Raw genomic sequence first — 21,180 nt, forward strand, 5'->3', positions numbered from 1 at the left:
CACAATGCCCACGATCAAGATCCTTCCCCATCCCGAGTACTGCCCGAACGGCGCCGAAGTGAGCGCGCCCGCGGGCACCTCGATCTGCGAGGCGCTGCTGGACCACCACATCAACATCGAGCACGCCTGCGAGATGAGCGCGGCCTGCACCACCTGCCATGTGGTGGTGCGCCAGGGCTTCAACTCGCTCAATGCCTCCGAAGAGATCGAAGACGACCTGCTCGACCGCGCCTGGGGCCTGGAGCCGCAGTCGCGGCTGAGCTGCCAGGCGATCCTGGCGCAGGCCGACGTGACGATCGAGATCCCCAAGTACTCGATCAACCACGCCAAAGAAAACCACTGAGAAAGCGCAGTCGCATGTCACGCCAGATCGTCCTCGACACCGAAACCACCGGCCTGTCCGCCGAGAACGGCGACCGCGTCATCGAACTCGGCTGCGTCGAGCTGCTCAACCGCAAGCTCACCGGCAACGACCTGCACATCTACTTCAACCCCGAGCGCGAGAGCCACGAGGAAGCGTTGAAGGTGCACGGGCTCACGACCGACTTCCTGCGCGACAAGCCCAAGTTCGCGACGCTGGCCCAGGACGTGATCGAGTACCTGCGCGGTGCCGAACTGATCATCCACAACGCGGCTTTCGACGTGGGCTTCCTCAACAAGGAGTTCGAGCTGGTCGGCCTGCCGCCGCTGCGCACCTTCGTGAGCGAGGTGACGGACACGCTGGCCATGGCCAAGCTGGTCTACCCCGGCAAGCGCAATTCGCTCGACGCGCTGTGCGACCGTTTCGGGGTCGACCGCTCGAACCGCACCTTCCACGGCGCCAAGCTCGACGCGCAGCTGCTGGCCGACGTCTACATCAACCTCACGCGCGGCCAGGACGCGCTGCTGATCGACGAGGCATCGAACGAGCCGACCACGGGCGCCGTGGTGGCCATGGACCTGAGCAGCTTCGTGCTGCCGGTGCTGATGGCCACGGACCACGAGCTGAGCGCGCACGAGGACCTGCTCGCGCAACTCGATAAATCGAGCAAGGGAAAAACGATTTTTCGACAAATTGACGTGACGTCCCAAAACTCTGTGGCATAATCAGAGGCTTCGCAGGACGCGAAACACTGAGTGGCACGAAAGTGCTGCAAGGGCGGTTAGCTCAGGGGTAGAGCACAGCATTCACACTGCTGGGGTCGGAGGTTCGAAACCTCCACCGCCCACCAACACAACGGCAAAAGCCGCTGACTGAATTCGGTCAGCGGCTTTTTTCATGGGTGCATCGGAAGCGGCTTCGGGCCCGGCGCCGCGTCCGCTGAGGCGGTCGGCTCACCGCCGTGCGGCGAGCCAGGACGCGTAAAGCGCTTCGACGGTGGCTCTCCATTCCCGCACCGCCTGCTCGTACACGAGGTCGATGACCTGCCCACGCCCGCCGCCTTCTTCGCGCCTGCTGTATCGGGGCCGTTCCGCGACGTTCCGATTGGGAAACGTGGGAACAACGGCGCCCTCCTTGCGAAGGATCGATTCCTTTTGGCCTATCGAGAGCATGTGGAGGCTCCTGAACTTCAAGAGCTAGTTTAGTCATCTGAGACAAAAATACTATCTCCGACAGGCTTGCAGTGTTACCGCCGGATTTTCTTGGTCCGGCCCTTGCGAAGGGCTACGCTCACGGCCATGAACCGGACGCAAGCGATGGTGCGGATCGAAGAGATGGCCAAGCTCGGTGGTGCCCTGCCGCTGCCGCAGGCCATCGCGAACCTCGCGGCCGTGATCGACCACCTGGACATGTACAGCGACACCTACGAATCGGATGTGGCCGCACTGGTGGGCGTGGGCGCGGTCCTCTGGCGCATCGATGGCGACGCCGGGCCTGCGCGGCCGGCGCCTCGGGACTGAGGCATGACGCTTCAGGTGTTCCAGCGCGCCGACGACCGCTGGCTCGCGGCGAGCCACCGGGCATTCTCGACTTCCATCCAGGCCTGCGCATTCGGGGGGTCGGTGCCGCGTTCTTGAGCGAGCGATGGGCGGGCCTTGTCCGACGCGCCTTGCCTTCTTTTTCTTGCCTGCTGCGTGCCCGGACGGCGGCAGCGTCGTCATCCCTTACTGGAGAACGCCATGGCAGACGACAAGAACATCCGTGGGCCGGCCGATGCCGCGCGGATTGACATCAACGAAGACTACGAACTGCGCTACTGGACGAAGACCCTTGCCGTGTCGGAGACGAAGCTCCGATCGGCCGTGGCTTATGCAGGCGTGATGGTCACGGACGTCCGCACCTACCTCGGGCTGCCGGAGCGTTGAGATGGCCGGCGCCCTGCGTGCCATCGCCGTGACGGTGGAAGAGCCCGAGCCGGGCGCATTCGTCTGGGTGCTGCTGGAGCAGGAGAGCGAATGGGCGCAGCTCTCGCAGGCGGAGAAGGCCCGCGGCAGCTACGCCCAGGCCATGGCCGACGGTCTTCTGGCGCTGCAGGACCTGATCGAAGACCTGGAGACCGGCCCGCGCATGCCCGAGCTGCGGCACAGCCCGGCGGAGCGGGCCTCGTTCGGCTTCGGCTTCGGTGGATTGAAGTAGGAACGCCGGCCCGAATGAGCCGGCGGGGCCGACTCAGCGCGACGCGCGCGCCGTGAGCCACTGCGCGGGCGGCAGCGGCTTGGCGACGATGCGGATCTCGCCCATGGCGCCCAGGAAGCCGCCGCCGGGGCCGTTGCCCTGGTAGTAGCCCGCGCCCACCACCCAGGGCAGGTTCTGCGATGCCAGCCCCACGGTGTTGACCGTGTTGCGCAGGATCGGCGCGCCTTCCACGTACATCGTGGTCTCCTTGGCCACCGGGTCGTTGACCACCGCGATGTGCAGCCAGCTGTCGAGCAGGATCTCGCCCGACCAGTTGGCGCGCGAGGAGGTCGGCGCGGGCTTCTGCGGGATCACTTCGAACTGCACCTCCTTGAGGTTCGAGATCGCGAACTGCACCGGCGGCGAGGCGTCCCAGCCCTGGAAGCCGGGGAAGTTCCGGTTCCAGCCGCCGCGCGTCATGATGTTCATCCAGGCGTTCTTGTCGGTCCAGTTCTTGTCGAGCTTGATGAAGGCCTCGATCGTGTAGCCGGTGCTCTCGAAAGTCTCGCTGTTCAGCGCGGCGGCGGCGTCGGTCATGAAGTAGCTCAGGCGCGCGCTCTGGGCGTTGCTGAACTGCACGCTGCCGGGTGCCGACGACAGGCGGTGGCGGTCGCTGCTCCAGCGCAGGTCGGCGAGTTGCGCGGTGTTGCCCGCCGGCGCATCGAGTGCGCCGCGCGTCAGCTTGGCGCCCTTGCCCGAGGCGTCGGCGATGACCTCGCGGTCGTTGAGCGCCGCGCCCACGGTGCCGCCGAAGAAGCGCCAGTGGGCCAGGGTCTCGGCGATGTGCGGATAGTCCTCCGCATTCGCGGCGGGCTTGGCCGGCGGGGTCTCGATGGCATTGAAGCCATCGAGCATCAGCGAGGTGGCGGCCAGCGTGCGCGGCGTGGCGCTCGGTGCGGCGGGCTTGAAGTTGGGCGCGAAGCGGGCGAAGCGCTTGGCGAAGTCCATCTGGAGGGTGAACTCGTTGTTGGCGTCGCGCAGCATCACATGGTCGAACTCGTTGAGCGTGGCCGCCGGCTTCTGCCGCACCCAGGGCGAGAAGGACAGTGCGCGGATCTCCTTGGCCGTGAGGTCGAATTCGTAGAAGCGCATCAGGCCGTTGCCGCCCTGGTAGGCCATCTGGTAGTCCACCACCATCTCCTCGACCGCGTTGCCGAAGTCGTTGGTCTTGGTCAGGTGCGCCGAGCCGTGGTGGTGGCCGTTGACCGTCATGAAGATCTGGTCGTTGTCGCGGATCAGCTTTTCCCACAGCATCAGGCCGTAGTCCACCTCGAGCGGCTTCACGCCGTCGGGCGCGATCGCGATCAGCTGGTGGTTGACCAGGATCGCGGGCAGCGTCGGGTTGTCCTTGAGCACGCGGCGGGCCCAGACGATGCCGTTGTCCGACACGCGCCACGAGAGCGAGAGCACCAGGAACTGCTGGCCCTCGGCCGTGAAGACGTGGTACTCGTGGAAGCCGCTCGGGTCGCGGCCGCCGAAGGTGCTCTGCTTCTTCGCGCGCTCGGTGCCGAACCATTGCAGATAGGGCTCCTTCGCGAGGTCGCGCTGCGCGTCGGTGCCCACCGACTGGCCGTTCTCGAAGCCGATGTCCTGCAGCACATCGTGGTTGCCGGCCAGGATCGAGTAGGGCAGCTTCTTCGTCTCCAGCGCCTGCATGGCCTTGTCGGCGATCTCCCATTGCTGCGGCTTGCCGACCTGGTCGACGATGTCGCCCACGTGGATCACGAAGGGGATCTTGAGCGCGGCCGCGTTGTCGGCCAGCCATTGGGTCTGCGCGAGGAAGGGCGTGCTGCCGAAGCGCTTGTCGAACTGGTTGCCCGTTTCCGCGCTCGCATAGCGCGCGTAGAACTGCGTGTCGGGCAGCACCGCCAGGCCGAAGCTCGAGACCCGCGTGTCGACCACCGGTTCACCGGGATTCGGTGGCGGGTTGGACGGATTGCCGCCGCCGGGCGGCGGCGTGCCCGCCCCCGAGTCGCTGCCACCGCCGCAGGCGGCGAGCAGCGAAGCCGCGCCGAGCGTGGGCACCAGGGAGCCTGCCTTCAACAGGCTGCGGCGATGGAGGAGGGGGCTGCGGGACGAGGAATCGGAAGACAAGGATGCTGCTCCAGTGAATGCATGAAGAGGAGCAGCCAAGCCTAGGGAGGCTGGATGACAGCGCGGCGATGACCTTGCGCGCGCTGCGCATAGCGACACGATGTGACACACGGACCTGCTAGCGCCGGCCGCGCGGGCCGGCGCCTGGTTCAGTTCGCGTCCGCCGCGTTCGCGGCCAGCGCCGCCGCGTCGCGATGCCACCAGCCGCCGCCCAGCGCCTGGAACAGCAAGGCGCTGTCGGCCAGCCGCGCGGCCCGCGCCTGCAGCAGGCCCAGCTGGCCCTGCCGGTGGTTCTGCTCGGCCGCGATCAGCGCGAGCCGGTCGAGGTAGCCGAGGCCGTGCTGGCGCCGCGTCAGGTCGAGCGCGGTCTTCGCGGTGTCGCTGACCGCGGCGGCGGCGCTGAGTGCCGCGGCATCGGCCTCGATTGCGTGCAGCGTGTCGGCCACGTTCTGGAAGGCCACGATGACCGTCGCGCGGTACTGGGCCGCGGCCTGGCGCTGCTGCTCGATGGCCGCGCGCTCCTTGTGCCGCAGCGTGCCGCCGTCGAACAGCGGCTGGGTGATGCCCAGCGCCAGGTCGAAGAAGCGGCCGCTGTTCCAGAACATCTGGTTGAAGCGGCTGGCGGCACCGCCGACCGTGGCGTTGATCGAGAACTGCGGCAGCCGCGCGGCCCGCGCCACGCCGATCTCCGCATTGGCCGCGCGCAGCTGCTCCTCGGCCGCGCGTACGTCGGGCCGCTGCTCGACCAGGCGCGAGGGCAGGGTCAGCGGCAGTTCGCCGGGCAGCCGCAGCGCATCGAGCTTGAAGATCGGCGCCTCGTCGTCCTGGGCCTGGCCCGCGAGCGCGCGCAGCAGGTCGCGGTTCTGCTCGAACTGCTTGCGCAGCGGCGGCAGGGCCTGCTTCGACTGGGCCAGCGCGTTGTCCTGCAGCGCGAGCTCGAGCCGCGAGACCTGGCCGGCCTTGAGCTGCCGCTGCACCAGCGCCAGCGAGGCCGTGTTCGCCTCGACGATCTGCTCGGTCAGCGCGATCTGCTCGCGCAGCAGCGCATCCTGGATCGCGGCCGCGACGATGTTCGAGGCCAGTGTGATGTAGGTCGCCTGCAGCTGGTGCAGCTGCACCTGGGCCTGCGATGCCATCGACTCCATCTGGCGCCGGTTGCCGCCGAAGACGTCGGGCACATAGCCGACCGTGAGCTGCGCCGTGTGGAAGTTGTAGATCACCGGCGTGGTGAAGGGCGCGCTGCCGCCTTCGCTGGCGGGCGTGCCCTGGCCGGTGCTGATGTCCCGGCCGTTGCCCTGCAGGCCCGGCGAGTTGCCGCCCAGGTTGCCGGCGATCTTGGTGCGGGTGGGCGTGTAGCCGGCCTGCACCGTGGGGAAGAAGAAGCCGCGCTGCGCCGCCACGTTCTCCTGCGCCTCGCGCAAGGCCGCCTGCGCGGCCTCGAGGTTCGGGTTGGCCGCGAAGGCCCGTTCGATCAGCGCATCGAGCGCCGGCGACCCGAACACCTTCCACCAGTCGGCCTGGATGTCGCGCCCCAGCGAGAAGCGCTGGGCCTGCGGGTCGGCGGCCGGCGAGGTCGATGATGCCGGCGCGTAGCTCGCGGACGCCGGCAGCGCGGGGCGCACATAGTCCGGGCCCACGGCGCAGCCGGCGGCCAGGGCGATGGCGCTCAGGGCCAGTGCGGTCCGGCCAACGCGGCGCGCCTGAAGAAGAGAGGATGTCATTGCGCGCCTTCCAGGGCCGGGTCTGTGAGGGATGCCGTGTCGTCGCCCGGCTCGGAGAAGTTGCCGAACAGCCGCATCGCGACTGGCAGCGCCAGCAGGGTGAAGACCGTGCCGGTCACGATGCCGCCCACGATCACGCAAGCGAAGGGCCGCTGCGTCTCGCTGCCGATGCCGCGCGACAGCGCCGCGGGCAGCAGGCCCAGGCCGGCCATCAGCGCGGTCATCAGGATGGGGCGCAGCCGCATCGCCGCGCCCTGGACGATGGCCTGCGTCACCTCGGCGCCTTCGCGCACCCGCTGCATGACTTCCTCCACCATGATCACGCCGTTCTGCACCGAGATGCCGGCCACCGCGATGAAGCCCACTGCGGCCGAGACCGACAGGTGCAGCCCGGCGATGCCCAGCGCGGCCAGGCCGCCGATCAGCGTGAAGGGCACCATGCCCAGCACCAGGCTGGCCAGCCGCACCGAGCGGAAGGCCCAGAACAGCAGCGAGAAGATCAGCAGCACCGTCAGCGGGATGATCACCATCAGCCGCTTGGTGGCGCGCTGCGAGTTCTCGAACTGGCCGCCCCATGTCAGGTCGTAGCCTGGCGGCAGCTTGACCTCCCGGGCCACCACGCGCTGCGCTTCCTCGACGAAGCTGCCCTGGTCGCGGCCCAGCAGGTTGACCTTGACGATCACGCTGCGCGAACCGGCCTCGCGCAGGATGCGCGATGCGCCCTGGCGCACCTCGACCGTGGCGACCTCGCTCAGCGCAATGGTGCCGGGGCCGTTGCCGACCTGCGTGCCGGGCAGCGCGAGCTGCAGGTTGCCCAGCGCGTCGACGCTGTTGCGGTTCTTCTCGTCCACGCGCACCACCACGTCGAAGCGCTTGTCCTGCTGGAAGAAGCTGGTCACGGCCACGCCCGACATGGCCTGGTTCACCAGCGTGTCGACGTCGTTGATGCTCAGGCCGTAGCGCGCGAGCCGCGAGCGGTCGGGCGTGATCACCACCTCGGTCTGGCCGCCGATGCGCGTGGCCTCGACGTCGGTGGCGCCGCGGATGCCCTGGATCACGCTGGCCACCTGCGCGCCCTTGTCCTCGAGGATGTCGAGGTTGTCGCCGCTGATCTTTGCCACGATCTCGCCGCGAAAGCCCGAGAGCGATTCCTCGACGTTGTCCTGGATCACCTGCGAGAAGTTGGTGCTGATGCCCGGAATCGCGTTCAGCCGGTTCGACATGTCGGCGACCAGCGCCTCCTTGTTGGCGAACTTCCATTCGCCGCGCGGCTTGAGGTCGACCAGGATCTCGAGGTTGTTCGGTCCCTTGGGGTCCGAGCCGTCGTCGGGTCGGCCGGCCTGCGCGATCACGTGGGCCACCTCGGTGTAGTCGAACAGCTTGGCGCGCACCAGCCGCTCGACCTGCTTGGTGGTGTCCAGCGAGGCCGAGGTGGGCAGCGTGACCGTGAGCCAGATGTTGCCTTCGTCGAGCTTGGGCAGGAACTCGCTGCCCAGCCGGGGCGCGAGCAACAGCGCCAGCACCACCGGCACCGCCGACACGCACAGCACCGTGCGGCCGCGGCGCATCGTCTGGCCGACCAGCCACTGGTAGCGCTGCTGCAGCCTGTCGAGCCAGGGCTTGTGCCGCTCGGCCAGGGTGTTCTTCTGCAGCACGTACGACAGCAGCGTGGGCAGCAAGGTGAAGGTCAGCAGCACCGCGCCCAGCAGCGCGAAGCTCAGCGTCAGCGCCACCGGCGTGAAGATCTTTCCCTCGACCCGCTGGAAGGTGAAGATCGGCACGAAGGCCAGGATGATGATGGCCTTGGAGAACAGCACCGGGTGCGACAGGTCCGACATGGTCCGGTGCAGCACGTGCAGCCGGTGCTTGCGCGCGGCCAGCGGGTGGGCGTCATGCGTGGAGCGCACCGCCAGCCGCACCATCAGCGCCTCGACGATGACCACCGCGCTGTCGATGATGATGCCGAAGTCCACCGCGCCCAGCGAGATCAGGTTGGCCGAGACGCCGCGCGCGTTCATCAGGATGAAGGCGAACAGCAGGGCCAGCGGGATGACCGTGGCCACCACCAGCGCCGCGCGCCAGCTCGACAGGAACACCACCAGCACCGCGATCACCAGCAGCGCGCCGATCACCAGGTTCTCGGCCACGGTCGTCACGGTGTGGCGCACGAGCTCGGTGCGGTCGTAGATCGGCACGATCTTCACGCCGGCCGGCAGCCGGGTCTGCAGCTGCGCGATGCGCGCCTTGAGCTCGGCATTGATCTTGGCCGGGTTGCCGCCCTTGGTCATCGAGACGATGCCCTCGACGATGCTGTCGCGCTGGTCGGCCGCCACGATGCCGAAGCGCGGGCGCTCGCCCTCGCGCACCTCGGCCACGTCGCCGATGGTCACGGCGCGCCCCTGGCGAGCCGCGATCACGACCTTGCGGATGTCGTCCAGGCTCGCATAGAGGCCGGCCGAGCGCACCACCAGCGAGGCGTCGCCCTGGCGCAGCAGGCCGCCGCCCGCGCTGCCGTTGCCGTTGGACGCGGCCTGGCTCAGCTGGTCGAGCGTGACCTGGTACTTGCGCAGCGCCAGCGGGTCGGCCTCGATGCGGTACTCCTTGATCGCGCCGCCGAAGCTCACCACGTCGGCCACGCCGGGCGTCATGCGCAGCACCGGGCGGATGGTCCAGTCCTGCAGCGTGCGCACCTCGGTGTCGGACAGGCCGGGTGCCTCGACCGTGTAGCGGTAGATCTCGCCCACCGCGGTCGACAGCGGCGCCAGCTGCGGCTGCACGCCCGCGGGCAGCGTGACGGTCGAGAGCTTCTCGGTCACCTGCTGGCGCGCGAAGTAGTTGTCGGTGCCGTCGGCGAAGGTCAGCGTGAGGATCGACAGGCCGGTCATGGTGACCGAGCGCACGTTGAGCAGCTGCGGCGTGCCCGAGAGCTCGCGCTCGATCGGCAGCGTGACCGCGCGCTCCATGTCCTCGGGCGCCTGGCCCGGCAGCTGCGAGATGACCCGCACCTGCACGTCCTGCACATCGGGGAAGGCCTCGATCGGCAGGTTCGACAGCGCATAGCCGCCGAAGCCGATCAGCGCGGCCACCAGCACGAGCACGAACACGCGCTGCGTCAGCGCGAAGACGATGAGCCGGTCGATCATGGCTTGTCGCCCGCTCGCGCGCTCAGTTCGGCGTCGAGCAGCAGTGCGCCGCCCACCACGATGCTTTCGCCGCCCGCGAGGCCTTCGCCGACGTAGCTGGCATCGCTGCCCTTGGTCAGCAGCCGGACCTGGCGGCGCTGGAATTCACCGGGCGCGGATTGCACGAAGACGAAGGTGTAGACGCCGCGGTTCACCAGCGCGCCGTTGGGCACCTGCACGCCGCTGCCGCTGTCGGCCAGCACCGAGGCGCGCACGAACATCTCGGGCAGCAGCCGGCCGCCGGCGTTGTCGAGCTTGGCCCGCACGGTCACGCGGCGGGTGTTGGTGTCGACCGTCTGGCCGAGCTGCACCACCCTGGCCTTGAAGGACTCGCCCGGATAGGCGTCGCTCTCCACCGTCACCGCGCTGCCGACCTTGATGCGGCCGAGCAGCTTCTCGGGCAGGTCGATCATCAGCCAGAGCCGGCGCGGGTCGGTGACCACGAACAGCGGCGAGGCGGTCGAGGGGCTGACCTCGAGCGCGGGGCTCGCGGTGCGTTCCGACACCACGCCGTCGAGCGGGCTGGTCAGGCTGATGCGCTGGCCCTGCATGGGCAGGCCGTGCGGGTTGAGGTTCTTCAGCCGCAGCATCGCGCGCGCGGTCTCGGCATGCGCCTGGGCCGCGTCGGCCTGGGCCGCCTCGAGGTCCTTGGCCGCGATGGCCTCGTCGGTCGCCAGGTCCTTGGCGCGGGCCAGCACCAGCCGCTTGCGCGCTTCGTCGGCATGCGCCTTGTCGAGGTCGGCGTAGGCGGTGCCGACGTCGGGCGAGTCGATCACGGCCAGCACCTGGCCGGCCTTGACCACGTCGCCGGGCGCGGCCTTGAGCGTGAGGATGCGGCCCGAGATCGCGACGCCGAGGCGCGCGGTCGCGTCCTCGTCATACACTACGCGCGCACTGAGCGCGTCGGCCAGCGGCACCGGCGTGGCCGGGATCGTGCGCGATTCGATCATCGTCAGTTGCGCGGCGCCGGCGGGGTAGCGCAGGCTGTTGCGGCCTTCGCCGACCGAGGGCTCCGGCGTGCTCTCGGTGCTGCCGGCCACGGCCGGCGTGGCGCGGTGATCGGCGAGCAGCCATGTCCCCGCCAACACCGCCGCGGCCACCGCCACGGTCCCCCAGATAGCCTGCTTCCGTTTCATGTTCGCTGTTCTTTCAGAAATGTCGAGTGCCCGCGCAGAGGGGCGCGCCGCCTCACCGGGACGGTGCGGCGGCCTGGCGGACGAGGCTAAAGAGGCAAGCTTGCAAATACCTATCACGCGGCCGGTCTTTTCGAGGGGGCCGTCGGCCCCGCGCGGCGGCCGCCGCTTCACGGCGCCGTCATGCAGCTGCTGCTGATCGAGGACGACACCACCATCGCGCGCGAGCTGCAGCTGCGCTGGCGCGCGCGCGGCTGGGTGGTGCGCGCCTGCGGCACGCTCGCGCAGGCCGACCAGGCCGTGGGCGAGACCGGCCCCGACCTGGTGGTGCTCGACCTGCAGCTGCCCGATGGCGACGGACTCGACTGGCTGCAGCGCTTCCGCCGCCGCGACGCACAGACGCCGGTGCTGGTGCTGACCGCGCGCGACCAGGTGGCCCATCGCGTCGACGGCCTCAAGCGCGGCGCCGACGACTACCTGGTCAAGCCCTTCGCGCCCGAGGAACTCGATGCGCGCATGGAGGCGCTGCAGCGTCGCACGCGGGTCGCGCGCCATGCGGGCGCGCAGTTCGGGCCGCTGGTGGCGCTGCCGGAAGAGGGCCGCGCCTTCCTCGACGGCCGGCCGCTCGACCTGCTGCCGCGCGAGTTCGAGGTGCTGGGCCTGCTGATGCGGCGTTCGCCGCGGCTGGTGTCCAAGCGGGTGCTGATCGAGGCGCTGACCGAACGCAACCTCGAGGTCGGCGACAGCGCGGTCGAGGTCTATGTCTCGCGGCTGCGGCGCAAGCTGCAGGGATCGGGCGTGGGCATCCTCACGGCGCGCGGCTTCGGCTACCGGCTGGCCATGGCCGATGCAGGCGAGCCGCCCGAGGACCCGTCGCCATGAGCAAGCCCTCGCGCGTGCGCCGCCTGCAGAACGAGCTCAACTTCCGGCTCATGCTGCCGGTGCTCGCGATCGTGGCGCTGACCGGGCTGCTGGGCGCCTTCGCGGCGCAGAAGCTGGTCGACCGCGTGTTCGACCGCTGGCTGCTCGACACCGCGCGCGCGCTGGCCGACCAGGTGCGGGTGGTCGACGGCAAGCCGGTGATCGAGCTCTCGCGCCAAGCCGAGGCGCTGCTCACCTACGACATGGTGGACCGCAGCTATTTCGAGGTGCGGCAGGACGATCGCCACCTGCTGGGCCAGGTCGGCCTGCCGCTGCACGGCGACCGCGAATCGACCTACAGCATGGGCGCGCGGGCCTACGATGCGCGCTTCCACGGCACCGACGTGCGCGTGGCCTGGGTGCCGGTGCAGCGGCCTGGCGCCGCGGGCCTGGTGGTGCTGAGCGCCGAGACGCTGGTCAAGCGGCACCGCGCGCAGGGCGACCTGTTCTGGACCATGGCGCCGATCGGTGGGCTCTTCCTGGTCGCCGTGCTGGTCATCGGCCTCACGGTGCGCCGCACCATCGGGCCGCTCGAACGCATCGCGGCGCGCTGGAACGAGCGCTCGCATGCCTCGCTCGACCCGATCCCGGTCGACGACGTGCCGCGCGAGCTGATGCCCTTCGCCTCGGCGCTCAACGACCTGCTGCTGCGCATCCGGACCATGCTGGCGCGCGAGCGCCAGTTCGCCAGCACGGTCGCGCACCAGCTGCGCACGCCGCTCACCGGCCTGCGCCTCGGGCTCGCGCGGGCGGCCGAGGCGCCGGACACGGCCTCGATGCGCGCGGTGGTGAACGAACTGGGCGCCACCACGCAGCGCACCGCGCGGCTGGTGCAGCAACTGCTCTCGATGGGGCGGCTGGACCTCGAGGGCCGCAGCGACCTGGCGCTGGTGCCGGTCGACCTGGGCGCGCTGGCGCGCGAGGTCGGCGAGACCTACCTCGATGCGGCGCTGGAAAAACAGATCGAACTCGAACTGGTGTCGGGCGATGCGCCCGTGCGCGTGCGCGGCGAGCCCGACCTGCTGGGCGAGGCGCTGGGCAACCTGATCGACAACGCCATCCGCTGCACGCCGGCCGGGGGCAGCGTGCTGATCTCGATCGGCCGCTCGCCGCCCTCGCTCGGCGTGGCCGACTCGGGGCCGGGCGTGCCGGCGGAACAGCGCGCGGCGATGTTCGAGCGCTTCGTGCGCGGCCCGGAGCCGAGCGGGGAGGGCACCGGCCTGGGGCTGGCCATCGTGCGCGAGATCGCCGTGCTGCACGGGGCGGAGGTGCAGCTGTGCGACAGCGAGACGGGCGGGGCCAGCGTGACGATCCGCTTCCCGGCGGCCGACGCCGCGGCCGGCTGAGGCCTTGCCCGTCGCGTCGGGCCCTGTCGGTCCGCACCGACGGCGAGTGCGGGCCTGGGCTGGCGCGCGGCCAGGGGCAGGCTCGTAGAAGGAAGGCCTGAACCAAGGAATCCATCATGGCCACCAGTCCCGACCTTCCGCCGCCCATCACGCCCGATCTGCCCGACACGCCCGAACCCGCGGACCTGCCGGTCGAACCCGACCAGGGCAGCGTGACACGCTTTCCGGTCCGCCTCTCGCTGCACCTGCAGGCGCACCGCCAGTTCATGAGCGCGGCCTGCTTCCGCTGGACGCTGGGCCGCACGCGCGCCTGGATCCTCTGAACACGCATCCAGGCGCCCTGCGCCGCGCTAAGCTCGCGGCATGGACGAATTCGATTGCGCCGTGATCGGCGCGGGTGTGGTGGGGCTGGCCGTCGCGCGGGCCCTGGCGTTGGCGGGCCGCGAGGTCATCGTGCTGGAGGCCGAGGGGGCCATCGGCACCGGCACCAGTTCGCGCAACAGCGAAGTGATCCACGCCGGCATCTACTATCCCCAAGGCTCGTTGAAGGCCCGGCTCTGCGTCGAGGGCAAAGAGGCGCTCTATGCCTATGCGGCCGAACGCGGCGTGCCGCACCGGCGCTGCGGCAAGCTGATCGTGGCGACGTCCGAGGCCCAGGTCGGGGCGCTCGAGGCCATCGTCGCCAAGGGCCGCGCCAACGGCGTCGACGACCTGGTCATGCGCACACGCGACGAAGCCCGCACGCTCGAACCGGCGCTCGAATGCCTGGCGGCGGTGCATTCGCCCAGCACCGGCATCGTCGACAGCCACGCGCTGATGCTGAGCCTGCAGGGCGACCTGGAGAACGCCGGCGGCGTGGTGGCGCTCAAGTCGGCCGTGCGCCATGCCGAGTGCACGCCGCAGGGCATCGTGCTGCACACCGAGGACGGCACCGTGCTGCGCTGCGCCAGCGTGGTCAACGCCGCGGGCCTGTCCGCGCCCGGCCTGGCACGCGGCTTCGCCGGCCTGCCGCCCGAGACCGTGCCGGGCGCCTGGTTCGCCAAGGGCAACTACTTCACGCTGGCCGGCCGCGCGCCTTTCAGCCGCCTCATCTACCCCGTGCCCGAGGCCGCGGGCCTGGGCGTGCACCTGACACTCGACCTGGGCGGCCAGGCCAAGTTCGGGCCCGACGTGCAATGGGTGGCGTCGGCCGAGGACCTGGTGGTCGACGCGCGGCGCGGCGATGCCTTCTATGCCGAGGTGCGGCGCTATTGGCCGGCCCTGCCCGACGGTGCGCTGATCCCCGGTTATGCAGGCATCCGGCCCAAGATCTCGGGCCCCGGGGAGGCCGCGCGCGACTTCGTGATCGACGGGCCGGCGCGCCACGGCGTGCCCGGCCTGGTCAACCTGTTCGGCATCGAGTCGCCAGGGCTGACGAGCAGCTTAGCCATCGGACGACATGTGGTTGAACTGCTGGCGCAATGATCGTCAACCTGTACCATGGAATGCCGCGCCGTTTGCCGGCGTCCAGTCGCCGGCGCCTTTGCCGGCAGTCCACCCACGGAGGAAGATTTCAATGAGTGCATCCAACAACCTCGAAGCCGCAGCCAACGCCGTCGTCGAAGACATCGCCAACGACGTCAAGGGCGTGCTGGGTGGCAAGGACCTCGAGTCGAATCCGCAGATCAAGGCGCTGCGCCAACGCGTGGAAGCCAAGCTGGCGATCGCGCGCGAGCTTGCGGCCGAGAAGAGCAAGATCGCCGCCAAGAAGGCCAAGGACGCCGCGAGCACCGCCAACGCCTACGCCCACGACGAACCCTGGCAGATCGCCGCCGGCGCCCTGGCCGTGGGCGTTCTGGTGGGCCTGCTGCTGGGCCGTCGCTGAGCGCACCCGCGCGTCTGAGGAGTGCCGCGCCGCCGCGCGCGTGACCGGGAGGATCGAATGAACAAGTTGCTGTCCCTGCTGGGACTGGATGCGCGCATCCGCCGCCTCAAGATCGCCGCGGGCGAAAGCGCGATGGCGATCGAGGACCGCACCCAGCTCCTGCGCATGGCGTGGGACGACGAGAAGGATCGGCTGCAGCGCATGCTGCTGCTGGTCATTGCGGTGCTGGGCCTGACCACGGTCGCCGTGGCGCTGCTGTCGGTGGCCGTGGTGGTGCACTTCTGGGACACGCCGCACCGCGCCACCGCCGCCTGGTCGGTGGCGGGCGTGTGGATCGCCCTGTGGGCCGTATCGCTGATCGGCCTGCTGTCGACGCTGCGCGGCGCCAGCGGCGCCTTCGCACCGAGCCGGCAGGAATTCGAACGCGACTGGGCCTGGGTGCAGGACCGCCTGGGCATCGGCAACCAGGGCCAGCCCGAAGGCACGCCGCGGCCGACGCGCCCGGCAACCCGCGAGGAACTGCTCGCGCGCATCGCCCGCCAGCGCCAGCGCATCGCGGTGTTGCAGGCCGCGAGCGAGGATGCGGCCTCGGCGCCCGCCGCGGCGCCGCCGCCCGACGAAACGCCCAGCGAGACCGCGATGCGCCTGCTGCGGGCCCATCCCGTGGCCGCGGGCGTGGCCGCCGCCGCCGTGGTGGCGGTCGTCAAGCCGCGCCGGCTGCTGCGCTGGGCCGCCTTCGTGGCCCCGGTGCTCTGGCGGATGCGCTGATCAGGCGGCGCGGGCCTTCAAGGCCTGCGCCACCTCGCGGACCAGCGCCGGTCCGCGGTAGATCAGGCCGGTGTACACCTGCACCACATCGGCCCCGGCCGCCAGCTTGGCCTGGGCATCGGCACCGGTGAGGATGCCGCCCACCCCGACGATCGGATAGCCCGTGCCCAGCGCGGCGCGCAGCTGCGCGATCACGCGGTTGCTGGCCTCGCGCACCGGCGCGCCCGACAGGCCACCGGCTTCCTCGGCGTGCGGCAGGCCCGCGACCGCCGCGCGCGACAGCGTGGTGTTGCTGGCGATCACGCCGTCCACGCCGTGGCGCTTCAGCGTGGCGGCGATCACCGTGACCTGCGCATCGTCGAGATCGGGCGCGATCTTGAGGAACATCGGCACCCTGCGGCCATGCTGCTGCGCCAGTTCAGCGCGGCGCGCCACCAGCGCACCCAGCAGCGCATCGAGCGCCTCGTCGCTCTGCAGCGAACGCAGGTTGGCGGTGTTGGGGCTCGAGATGTTGATCGTCACGTAGTCGGCATGCGGGTAGACGCCCGCCAGGCCGATCAGGTAGTCGTCGGTGGCCCGCTCGATCGGCGTGGCCGCGTTCTTGCCGATGTTGAGGCCCAGCAGCATCGGTGCCGCCTTGGCATCTCCCTTTCGGAAGCGCGCGCGCTGCACGTTGGCCAGGAACACGTCCAGCCCCTCGTTGTTGAAGCCCAGCCGGTTGATCAGCGCGTCGCGCTGGGGCAGGCGGAACATGCGCGGCTTGGGGTTGCCCGGCTGGGCCTTGGGCGTGACGGTGCCGACCTCGACGAAGCCGAAGCCCATGGCCGAGAAGGCGTCGATGCAGCGGGCGTTCTTGTCCAGGCCCGCGGCCAGCCCGACGCGGTTGGGGAAATGCAGCCCGGCCAGCGTGACCGGGTCCTCGACCCGCCGCGACGCGTAGGCGCAGGCCAGCGGGGTGTTCTGGGTCCGCGCGAGGCTGTCGAGCGTGAGTTCGTGGGCGTGTTCCGGGTCGAGGCCGAAGAGGACGGGGCGGGCGAGTCCGTAAAGGGACGAAAGCAGCGGCAGGGGCATTGGATAATTCTCGGCTTCGTTAGCTCCAGGATTGTCCCCGATGACCGCACCCTCTTTGACCCAGGATGAACTCAAGGCCCAGGTGGCCCGCGCCGCGCTCGCGTATGTGGTGGAGGGCGAGATCGTCGGGGTCGGCACCGGCTCCACGGTCAACAAGTTCATCGAGGCGCTGGCCACGGTCAAGGACCGCATCCGTGGCGCGGTGTCGAGCTCGGTCGCCTCGACCGAACGCCTGCGCGCGCTGGGCATCGAGGTGTTCGACAGCAATGCGGTGGAAGAACTGTCGGTCTACATCGACGGCGCCGACGAGATCGACGGCCGCGGCTTCATGATCAAGGGCGGCGGCGCGGCGCTCACGCGCGAGAAGATCATCGCAGCCCAGTCGCGCTCCTTCGTCTGCATCGCCGACGCCTCCAAGCGCGTGCACGTGCTGGGCGCCTTCCCGCTGCCGGTCGAGGTGGTGCCGATGGCGGCGCGCCGGATCATGCGGCAGTTCGAGCGGCTGGGCGGCGTGGCGCAGGTGCGCGAGAAGGACGGCGTGGCACTCGTGACCGACAACGGCCAGCACATCGTCGACGTGAGCGGCCTGAAGATCACCGATCCGCTGGGCTTCGAGACCGAAGTGAGCCAGTGGCCCGGCGTGGTGACGGTGGGCGTGTTCGCGCACCAGCGCGCCAACGTGTGCCTGCTGGGCACGCCCGCGGGCGTGGAAACCCTGCGCTACGACTAGAAACGGATGCCGGCCGGGTTCGACGGCGTCGGGCCCGCCGCGGGCGCGACCGGCGCTGCCGGCGGGGCCGCCTGCGTTGCGGGCGGCGCGCTCACCGTTGCCGGCCGCAGCGCCACCATGGGCTGGGGCGGTGCATTGCGGTAGCCGGCGGGCAGGCGGATGCTCTTCGGGTAGCCGGCCGCGTCCAGGTACTGCGACCACTCGCCGTCCGAGAAGCCCCGCAGCTGCTGCGAACCGATGGTCAGCAGCGGCAGCGAGTTCTGCCCGCTCAGGCGCTGCAGCGCATCGCCATCCTCGTTGGTCTTGACCTGCCGTTCGGCGAAGGGCACGCCGCGTGTGGTGAGCAGCGAGCGGCCGGTGTCGCAGGGCGCGCAGTTGTCGCCCGTATAGAGCGTGACCGGATAGCGCTGCACCACCTGCTGCAATTCGTAGGGCAGGGCAGCCGAGCCGCTCTCGTTGGACGCCGCACCGGCGCGCGGTGCAGCGGGGCGCGCATCGGCCGCCGGCGGCTGGTCGGAGAAGACGACCTTGCCGTTCTTGTCCACCTGGCGGTAGACCTGCTGGGCCGATGCCGCGGTGGCGGCGACGGCCAGCAGCAGAAGGAGGAGGGGCGCGTTGCGGTGCATGGAAAAGGCTCCGGGCTCGGGGATCGAAAGCCGGAGTATCTCAGGCCGCGTGCCCCGCGCCATCCCCTGCTTCAGGCCGGCTGGGGCTCCGCCATGCCCTGGTGGCGCAGCAACGCGTCGAGCTGCGGTTCGCGGCCGCGGAAGGCCTTGAAGGACTCCATCGCGCTGCGGCTGCCGCCGGCCTCGAGGATGGCCTGGCGGTAGCGGCGGCCGGTCTCGATGTTGGGCTCGCCGCTGGCGCCCGCAGTCTCCTCGAAGGCCGCGTAGGCGTCGGCGCTCAGCACCTCGGCCCACTTGTAGCTGTAGTAGCCGGCCGCGTAGCCGCCCGAGAAGATGTGGCTGAAGGTGTTGGGCGTGCGGCTGAAGGGCGGCGAGGGCATCACCGCCACCTCGGCGCGCACCTTGCCCAGCAGCGCCATCACCTCGCCCGGCGGGGCGGTGGCGGCCTGGTACTCGGTGTGCAGCAGCATGTCGAACAGCGAGAACTCGATCTGGCGCAGCGTCTGCATGCCGCTCTGGAAGTTCTTGGCGGCGGTCATCTTGTCGAACAGCGCGCGCGGCAGCGGCTCGCCGGTGTCGACATGGGCCGTCATGTGCTCGAGCACGTCCCACTCCCAGCAGAAGTTCTCCATGAACTGGCTCGGCAGCTCGACCGCGTCCCATTCGACGCCGCTGATGCCCGACACGTCGCGCTCGTTGACCTGCGTGAGCATGTGGTGCAGCCCGTGGCCGAATTCGTGGAACAGCGTGGTCACGTCGTCGTGCGTGAGCAGCGGCGGCTTGCCGTCGACGCCCTCGGCGAAGTTGCACACCAGCTGCGCCACCGGCGTCTGCAGCGCGCCGGTGTCGGGGCGTAGCCAGCGGGCGCGCACGTCGTCCATCCAGGCGCCGCCGCGCTTGCCGGCGCGCGCCGAGGGGTCGAGATAGAACTGGCCGACGCGCTGGCCGTCGCGCTCGATGCGGTAGAACTCGACGGTCGGGTGCCAGACCGGCGCGAAGTCGCGGCGGATCGAGACCTCGAACAGCGTCTCGACGATCTTGAACAGGCCGGCCATCACCTTGGGCGCCGGGAAGTACTGCTTGACCTCCAGTTCGCTGAAGGCGTAGCGCGCTTCCTTGAGCTTCTCGCCGACGAAGGTCCAGTCCCAGGGCTGCGGGTCGGCCAGGCCCAGGGTGGCGGCGAACACCCGCAGGTCGGCCAGGTCGCGTTCGCCGAAGGGCTTGGCGCGCGCGCCCAGGTCGCGCAGGAACTTCACCACCTGCTCGGGCGTGTCGGCCATCTTGGGCACCACCGACAGCTCGCCGTAGTTGCGGTAGCCCAGCAGCTTGGCCTCTTCCTCGCGCAGCGCCAGGATCTCGGTGATCAGCGCGGTGTTGTCGAAGGCCGGGTCGCCGAGCTCGCTGGCGCGGGTCACGTAGGCGCGGTAGAGCGTCTCGCGCAGCGCGCTGCTTTTCGCGAACTGCATGACCGGCAGGTAGCAGGGCATCTTGAGCGTGAGCTTGTAGCCGGGCTTGCTGTCGGCTTCGGCGCCCGCGCGGGCGGCCGCGATCACGTCCTCGGGCAGGCCCTCGAGCTCGCTGGCTTCGGCGTAGTAGGCGAAGGCGTCGGTCGCGTCGAGCGCGTTTTCGCTGAACTTCTGGCTCAGCTCGGCCTGGCGTTCCTGGATCGCGGCGAAACGCTCCTTGGCCGCGCCCTGCAGCTCGGCACCGCCCAGCACGAAGTTGCGCACCGCGTTGCGATGGGCCTGCTTCTGCTCGGCGTTGAGCGTGGCGGTGTCGATGGCCTTGTACTTGGCGTAGAGGCGCTCATCGGAACCCAGCCGGGTCCAGAAGGCCGTGACGCGCGGCATGGCCTCGTTGTAGGCGGCGCGCAGCTCGGGCGTGTCGGCCACCGCGTTCAGATGGCCGATCGCGCCCCAGGCCCGGCTGAAGCGCTCCGACGACACGTCGAGCACCTTCGAGATCGCCAGCCAGTCGGCCGGGAAGCCGGCGGCGGTGACGGTCTGCAGCGCGGTCTCGGCGTCGGCCAGCAGGGCGTCGACCGCGGGCGCGACATGGGCCGGCCGGATCTGGTCGAACAACGGGAGATCGGTGAAGTCGAGGAGCGGATTGGTCATGGAGAGCATCTGGCGCCGGGCGCCGCAAGTTCAAGGTTAATTCCCGGCGCGCTGTTGCGTGCCGTGCCGAATGCCAGGGATACCGCGGAACTGGCTTTGCCAGGCCGCTGGTATCGCCCCCTTGAGGGGGAAGCGCCGGAGGCGCTTCGGGGGTGAGTCATTGCTCCGCGGCTTCGAGGGTGTTGACGAGCAGCATGGTGATGGTCATGGGGCCGACGCCGCCGGGCACCGGGGTGATCCAGCTTGCCACTTCCTTGACGCCGACGAAATCGACGTCGCCGCAGAGCTTGCCTTCGTCGTTGCGGTTCATGCCCACGTCGATCACCACCGCGCCGGGCTTGACCATGTCGGCGGTCAGCACGTTGCGCTTGCCCACGGCCGCGACGATCACGTCGGCCTGGCGGGTCATGGCGCCGAGGTCGGGCGTGGCGCTGTGGCAGATGGTCACGGTCGCGTTCTTGGCGAGCAGCATCAGCGCCATCGGCTTGCCGACGATGTTGCTGCGGCCGATGACCACCGCGTGCTTGCCGCGCAGGTCGTAGCCGATGGATTCGAGCATCTTCATGCAGCCGTAGGGCGTGCAGGGCCAGAAGCCCGGGGCGCCGGTCATGAGCGCGCCGGCGCTGGCGACGTGGAAGCCGTCGACGTCCTTCTCGGGCGAGATGGCCTCGATGACCTTCTGGGCGTCGATGTGCTTGGGCAGCGGCAGCTGCACCAGGATGCCGTGGATGGCCGGGTCGTCGTTGAGCGCGTCGATGCGCGCGAGCAGCTCGGCCTCGCTCAGTTCGGCCGGGTACTTCTCGAGCACCGAATGCAGGCCGTTGTCTTCGCAGGCCTTGATCTTGTTGCGCACATAGACCTGGCTGGCCGGGTTCTCGCCGACCAGGACCACGGCCAGGCCGGGCGTCACGCCACGGGCCTTGAGGGCCGCGGCGCGCGCGGCGACCTCGGTGCGCAGGGTGCGGGAGAGGGCGTTGCCGTCGATCAGTTGGGCAGTCATCGTGATTTGAT

The 21,180-nt window shown here is 70.0% G+C and carries 21 protein-coding genes and 1 tRNA gene; 13 read left to right on the forward strand and 9 right to left on the reverse strand.

The window, feature by feature from the left end; all coding sequences use genetic code 11:
- Positions 1-4 precede the first annotated feature (4 nt).
- The 3 genes from fdx to QTI20_RS05530 all read left to right on the forward strand — a co-directional run bounded on the left by fdx (position 5) and on the right by QTI20_RS05530 (position 1,211).
- Positions 5-343: an ISC system 2Fe-2S type ferredoxin gene (gene fdx, locus QTI20_RS05520; protein WP_183027610.1), complete on the forward strand. Its 339-nt coding sequence runs from the start codon at positions 5-7 to the stop codon at positions 341-343.
- Between the two features lie 14 nt (positions 344-357).
- Positions 358-1,086 (forward strand): DNA polymerase III subunit epsilon, encoded by a 729-nt coding sequence (dnaQ, locus tag QTI20_RS05525; RefSeq protein ID WP_286549494.1) that lies wholly within the window; start codon positions 358-360, stop codon positions 1,084-1,086.
- A 50-nt stretch (positions 1,087-1,136) separates the two neighbouring features.
- Positions 1,137-1,211, forward strand: a tRNA-Val gene (locus tag QTI20_RS05530).
- Positions 1,212-1,314: 103 nt separating this feature from the next.
- On the opposite strand, the gene QTI20_RS05535 is transcribed toward QTI20_RS05530, so the two are convergent.
- Complete coding sequence (locus QTI20_RS05535; protein ID WP_286549491.1) at positions 1,315-1,533, reverse strand: hypothetical protein; 219 nt, start codon at positions 1,531-1,533, stop codon at positions 1,315-1,317.
- A gap of 126 nt (positions 1,534-1,659) precedes the next feature.
- Here QTI20_RS05535 and QTI20_RS05540 point away from each other — a divergent pair, with 126 nt between their 5' ends.
- The 3 genes from QTI20_RS05540 (at position 1,660) to QTI20_RS05550 (ending at position 2,557) form a co-directional block, all read left to right on the forward strand.
- Positions 1,660-1,881: a hypothetical protein gene (locus QTI20_RS05540; protein ID WP_286549488.1), complete on the forward strand. Its 222-nt coding sequence runs from the start codon at positions 1,660-1,662 to the stop codon at positions 1,879-1,881.
- 219 nt (positions 1,882-2,100) lie between these two features.
- Positions 2,101-2,286 (forward strand): DUF3606 domain-containing protein, encoded by a 186-nt coding sequence (locus tag QTI20_RS05545; RefSeq protein ID WP_286549486.1) that lies wholly within the window; start codon positions 2,101-2,103, stop codon positions 2,284-2,286.
- 1 nt (position 2,287) lies between these two features.
- Positions 2,288-2,557 (forward strand): hypothetical protein, encoded by a 270-nt coding sequence (locus QTI20_RS05550; protein ID WP_286549484.1) that lies wholly within the window; start codon positions 2,288-2,290, stop codon positions 2,555-2,557.
- A gap of 33 nt (positions 2,558-2,590) precedes the next feature.
- On the opposite strand, the gene QTI20_RS05555 is transcribed toward QTI20_RS05550, so the two are convergent.
- From QTI20_RS05555 to QTI20_RS05570, 4 genes are all read right to left on the reverse strand, one after another.
- Entirely contained in the window at positions 2,591-4,639 is a 2,049-nt protein-coding gene (locus tag QTI20_RS05555) for a LamG-like jellyroll fold domain-containing protein (protein WP_353507261.1), read from the reverse strand.
- Between the two features lie 200 nt (positions 4,640-4,839).
- The gene (locus QTI20_RS05560) at positions 4,840-6,411 is read right to left on the reverse strand and encodes an efflux transporter outer membrane subunit (protein ID WP_286549480.1); all 1,572 of its coding nucleotides are present in this window, start codon (positions 6,409-6,411) and stop codon (positions 4,840-4,842) included.
- Complete coding sequence (locus tag QTI20_RS05565; RefSeq protein ID WP_286549479.1) at positions 6,408-9,554, reverse strand: efflux RND transporter permease subunit; 3,147 nt, start codon at positions 9,552-9,554, stop codon at positions 6,408-6,410. Before QTI20_RS05565 ends, QTI20_RS05560 begins: the two co-directional genes overlap by 4 nt.
- Entirely contained in the window at positions 9,551-10,729 is a 1,179-nt protein-coding gene (locus QTI20_RS05570) for an efflux RND transporter periplasmic adaptor subunit (protein ID WP_286549477.1), read from the reverse strand. The genes QTI20_RS05565 and QTI20_RS05570 overlap by 4 nt, the downstream gene beginning before the upstream one ends.
- A 180-nt stretch (positions 10,730-10,909) precedes the next feature.
- On the opposite strand from QTI20_RS05570, the gene QTI20_RS05575 reads away from it, so the two are divergent.
- The 6 genes from QTI20_RS05575 (at position 10,910) to QTI20_RS05600 (ending at position 15,625) form a co-directional block, all read left to right on the forward strand.
- Entirely contained in the window at positions 10,910-11,608 is a 699-nt protein-coding gene (locus QTI20_RS05575; RefSeq protein WP_286549475.1) for a response regulator transcription factor, read from the forward strand.
- Positions 11,605-12,993, forward strand: coding sequence for a sensor histidine kinase (locus tag QTI20_RS05580; RefSeq protein WP_286549474.1), 1,389 nt, complete (start codon positions 11,605-11,607; stop codon positions 12,991-12,993). The genes QTI20_RS05575 and QTI20_RS05580 overlap by 4 nt, the downstream gene beginning before the upstream one ends.
- 116 nt (positions 12,994-13,109) lie before the next feature.
- Positions 13,110-13,316 carry a hypothetical protein gene (locus QTI20_RS05585; protein WP_286549473.1) on the forward strand — a complete coding sequence of 69 codons (207 nt, stop codon included), beginning with the start codon at positions 13,110-13,112 and terminating at the stop codon, positions 13,314-13,316.
- Between the two features lie 40 nt (positions 13,317-13,356).
- Complete coding sequence (locus tag QTI20_RS05590) at positions 13,357-14,457, forward strand: NAD(P)/FAD-dependent oxidoreductase (protein WP_286549472.1); 1,101 nt, start codon at positions 13,357-13,359, stop codon at positions 14,455-14,457.
- Positions 14,458-14,548: 91 nt separating this feature from the next.
- A complete protein-coding gene (locus tag QTI20_RS05595; protein ID WP_183027598.1) occupies positions 14,549-14,857 on the forward strand; it encodes a glycine zipper domain-containing protein in 309 nt (102 codons plus the stop codon).
- 57 nt (positions 14,858-14,914) lie between these two features.
- Entirely contained in the window at positions 14,915-15,625 is a 711-nt protein-coding gene (locus tag QTI20_RS05600) for a phage holin family protein (RefSeq protein ID WP_286549470.1), read from the forward strand.
- On the opposite strand, the gene QTI20_RS05605 is transcribed toward QTI20_RS05600, so the two are convergent.
- Positions 15,626-16,696 (reverse strand): quinone-dependent dihydroorotate dehydrogenase, encoded by a 1,071-nt coding sequence (locus tag QTI20_RS05605; RefSeq protein WP_286549469.1) that lies wholly within the window; start codon positions 16,694-16,696, stop codon positions 15,626-15,628.
- A 40-nt stretch (positions 16,697-16,736) separates the two neighbouring features.
- Between QTI20_RS05605 and rpiA the strand changes: the two genes are divergently transcribed.
- Positions 16,737-17,426 carry a ribose-5-phosphate isomerase RpiA gene (gene rpiA, locus QTI20_RS05610; protein WP_286549468.1) on the forward strand — a complete coding sequence of 230 codons (690 nt, stop codon included), beginning with the start codon at positions 16,737-16,739 and terminating at the stop codon, positions 17,424-17,426.
- Here rpiA and QTI20_RS05615 read toward each other — a convergent pair.
- The 3 genes from QTI20_RS05615 to folD all read right to left on the reverse strand — a co-directional run bounded on the left by QTI20_RS05615 (position 17,423) and on the right by folD (position 21,169).
- On the reverse strand, positions 17,423-18,052 hold the full coding sequence (locus QTI20_RS05615) for a glutaredoxin family protein (protein WP_286549467.1): 630 nt from the start codon (positions 18,050-18,052) through the stop codon (positions 17,423-17,425). The two genes, rpiA and QTI20_RS05615, sit on opposite strands and share 4 nt — an antisense overlap.
- Before the next feature lie 71 nt (positions 18,053-18,123).
- Complete coding sequence (locus QTI20_RS05620) at positions 18,124-20,178, reverse strand: M3 family metallopeptidase (RefSeq protein ID WP_503011361.1); 2,055 nt, start codon at positions 20,176-20,178, stop codon at positions 18,124-18,126.
- A gap of 148 nt (positions 20,179-20,326) precedes the next feature.
- Positions 20,327-21,169 carry a bifunctional methylenetetrahydrofolate dehydrogenase/methenyltetrahydrofolate cyclohydrolase FolD gene (gene folD, locus QTI20_RS05625; RefSeq protein ID WP_286549461.1) on the reverse strand — a complete coding sequence of 281 codons (843 nt, stop codon included), beginning with the start codon at positions 21,167-21,169 and terminating at the stop codon, positions 20,327-20,329.
- Positions 21,170-21,180: the final 11 nt, after the last annotated feature.

Source organism: Variovorax sp. J2P1-31 (genome assembly GCF_030317215.1).
In the GTDB taxonomy this organism is placed as follows: domain Bacteria; phylum Pseudomonadota; class Gammaproteobacteria; order Burkholderiales; family Burkholderiaceae_C; genus Variovorax.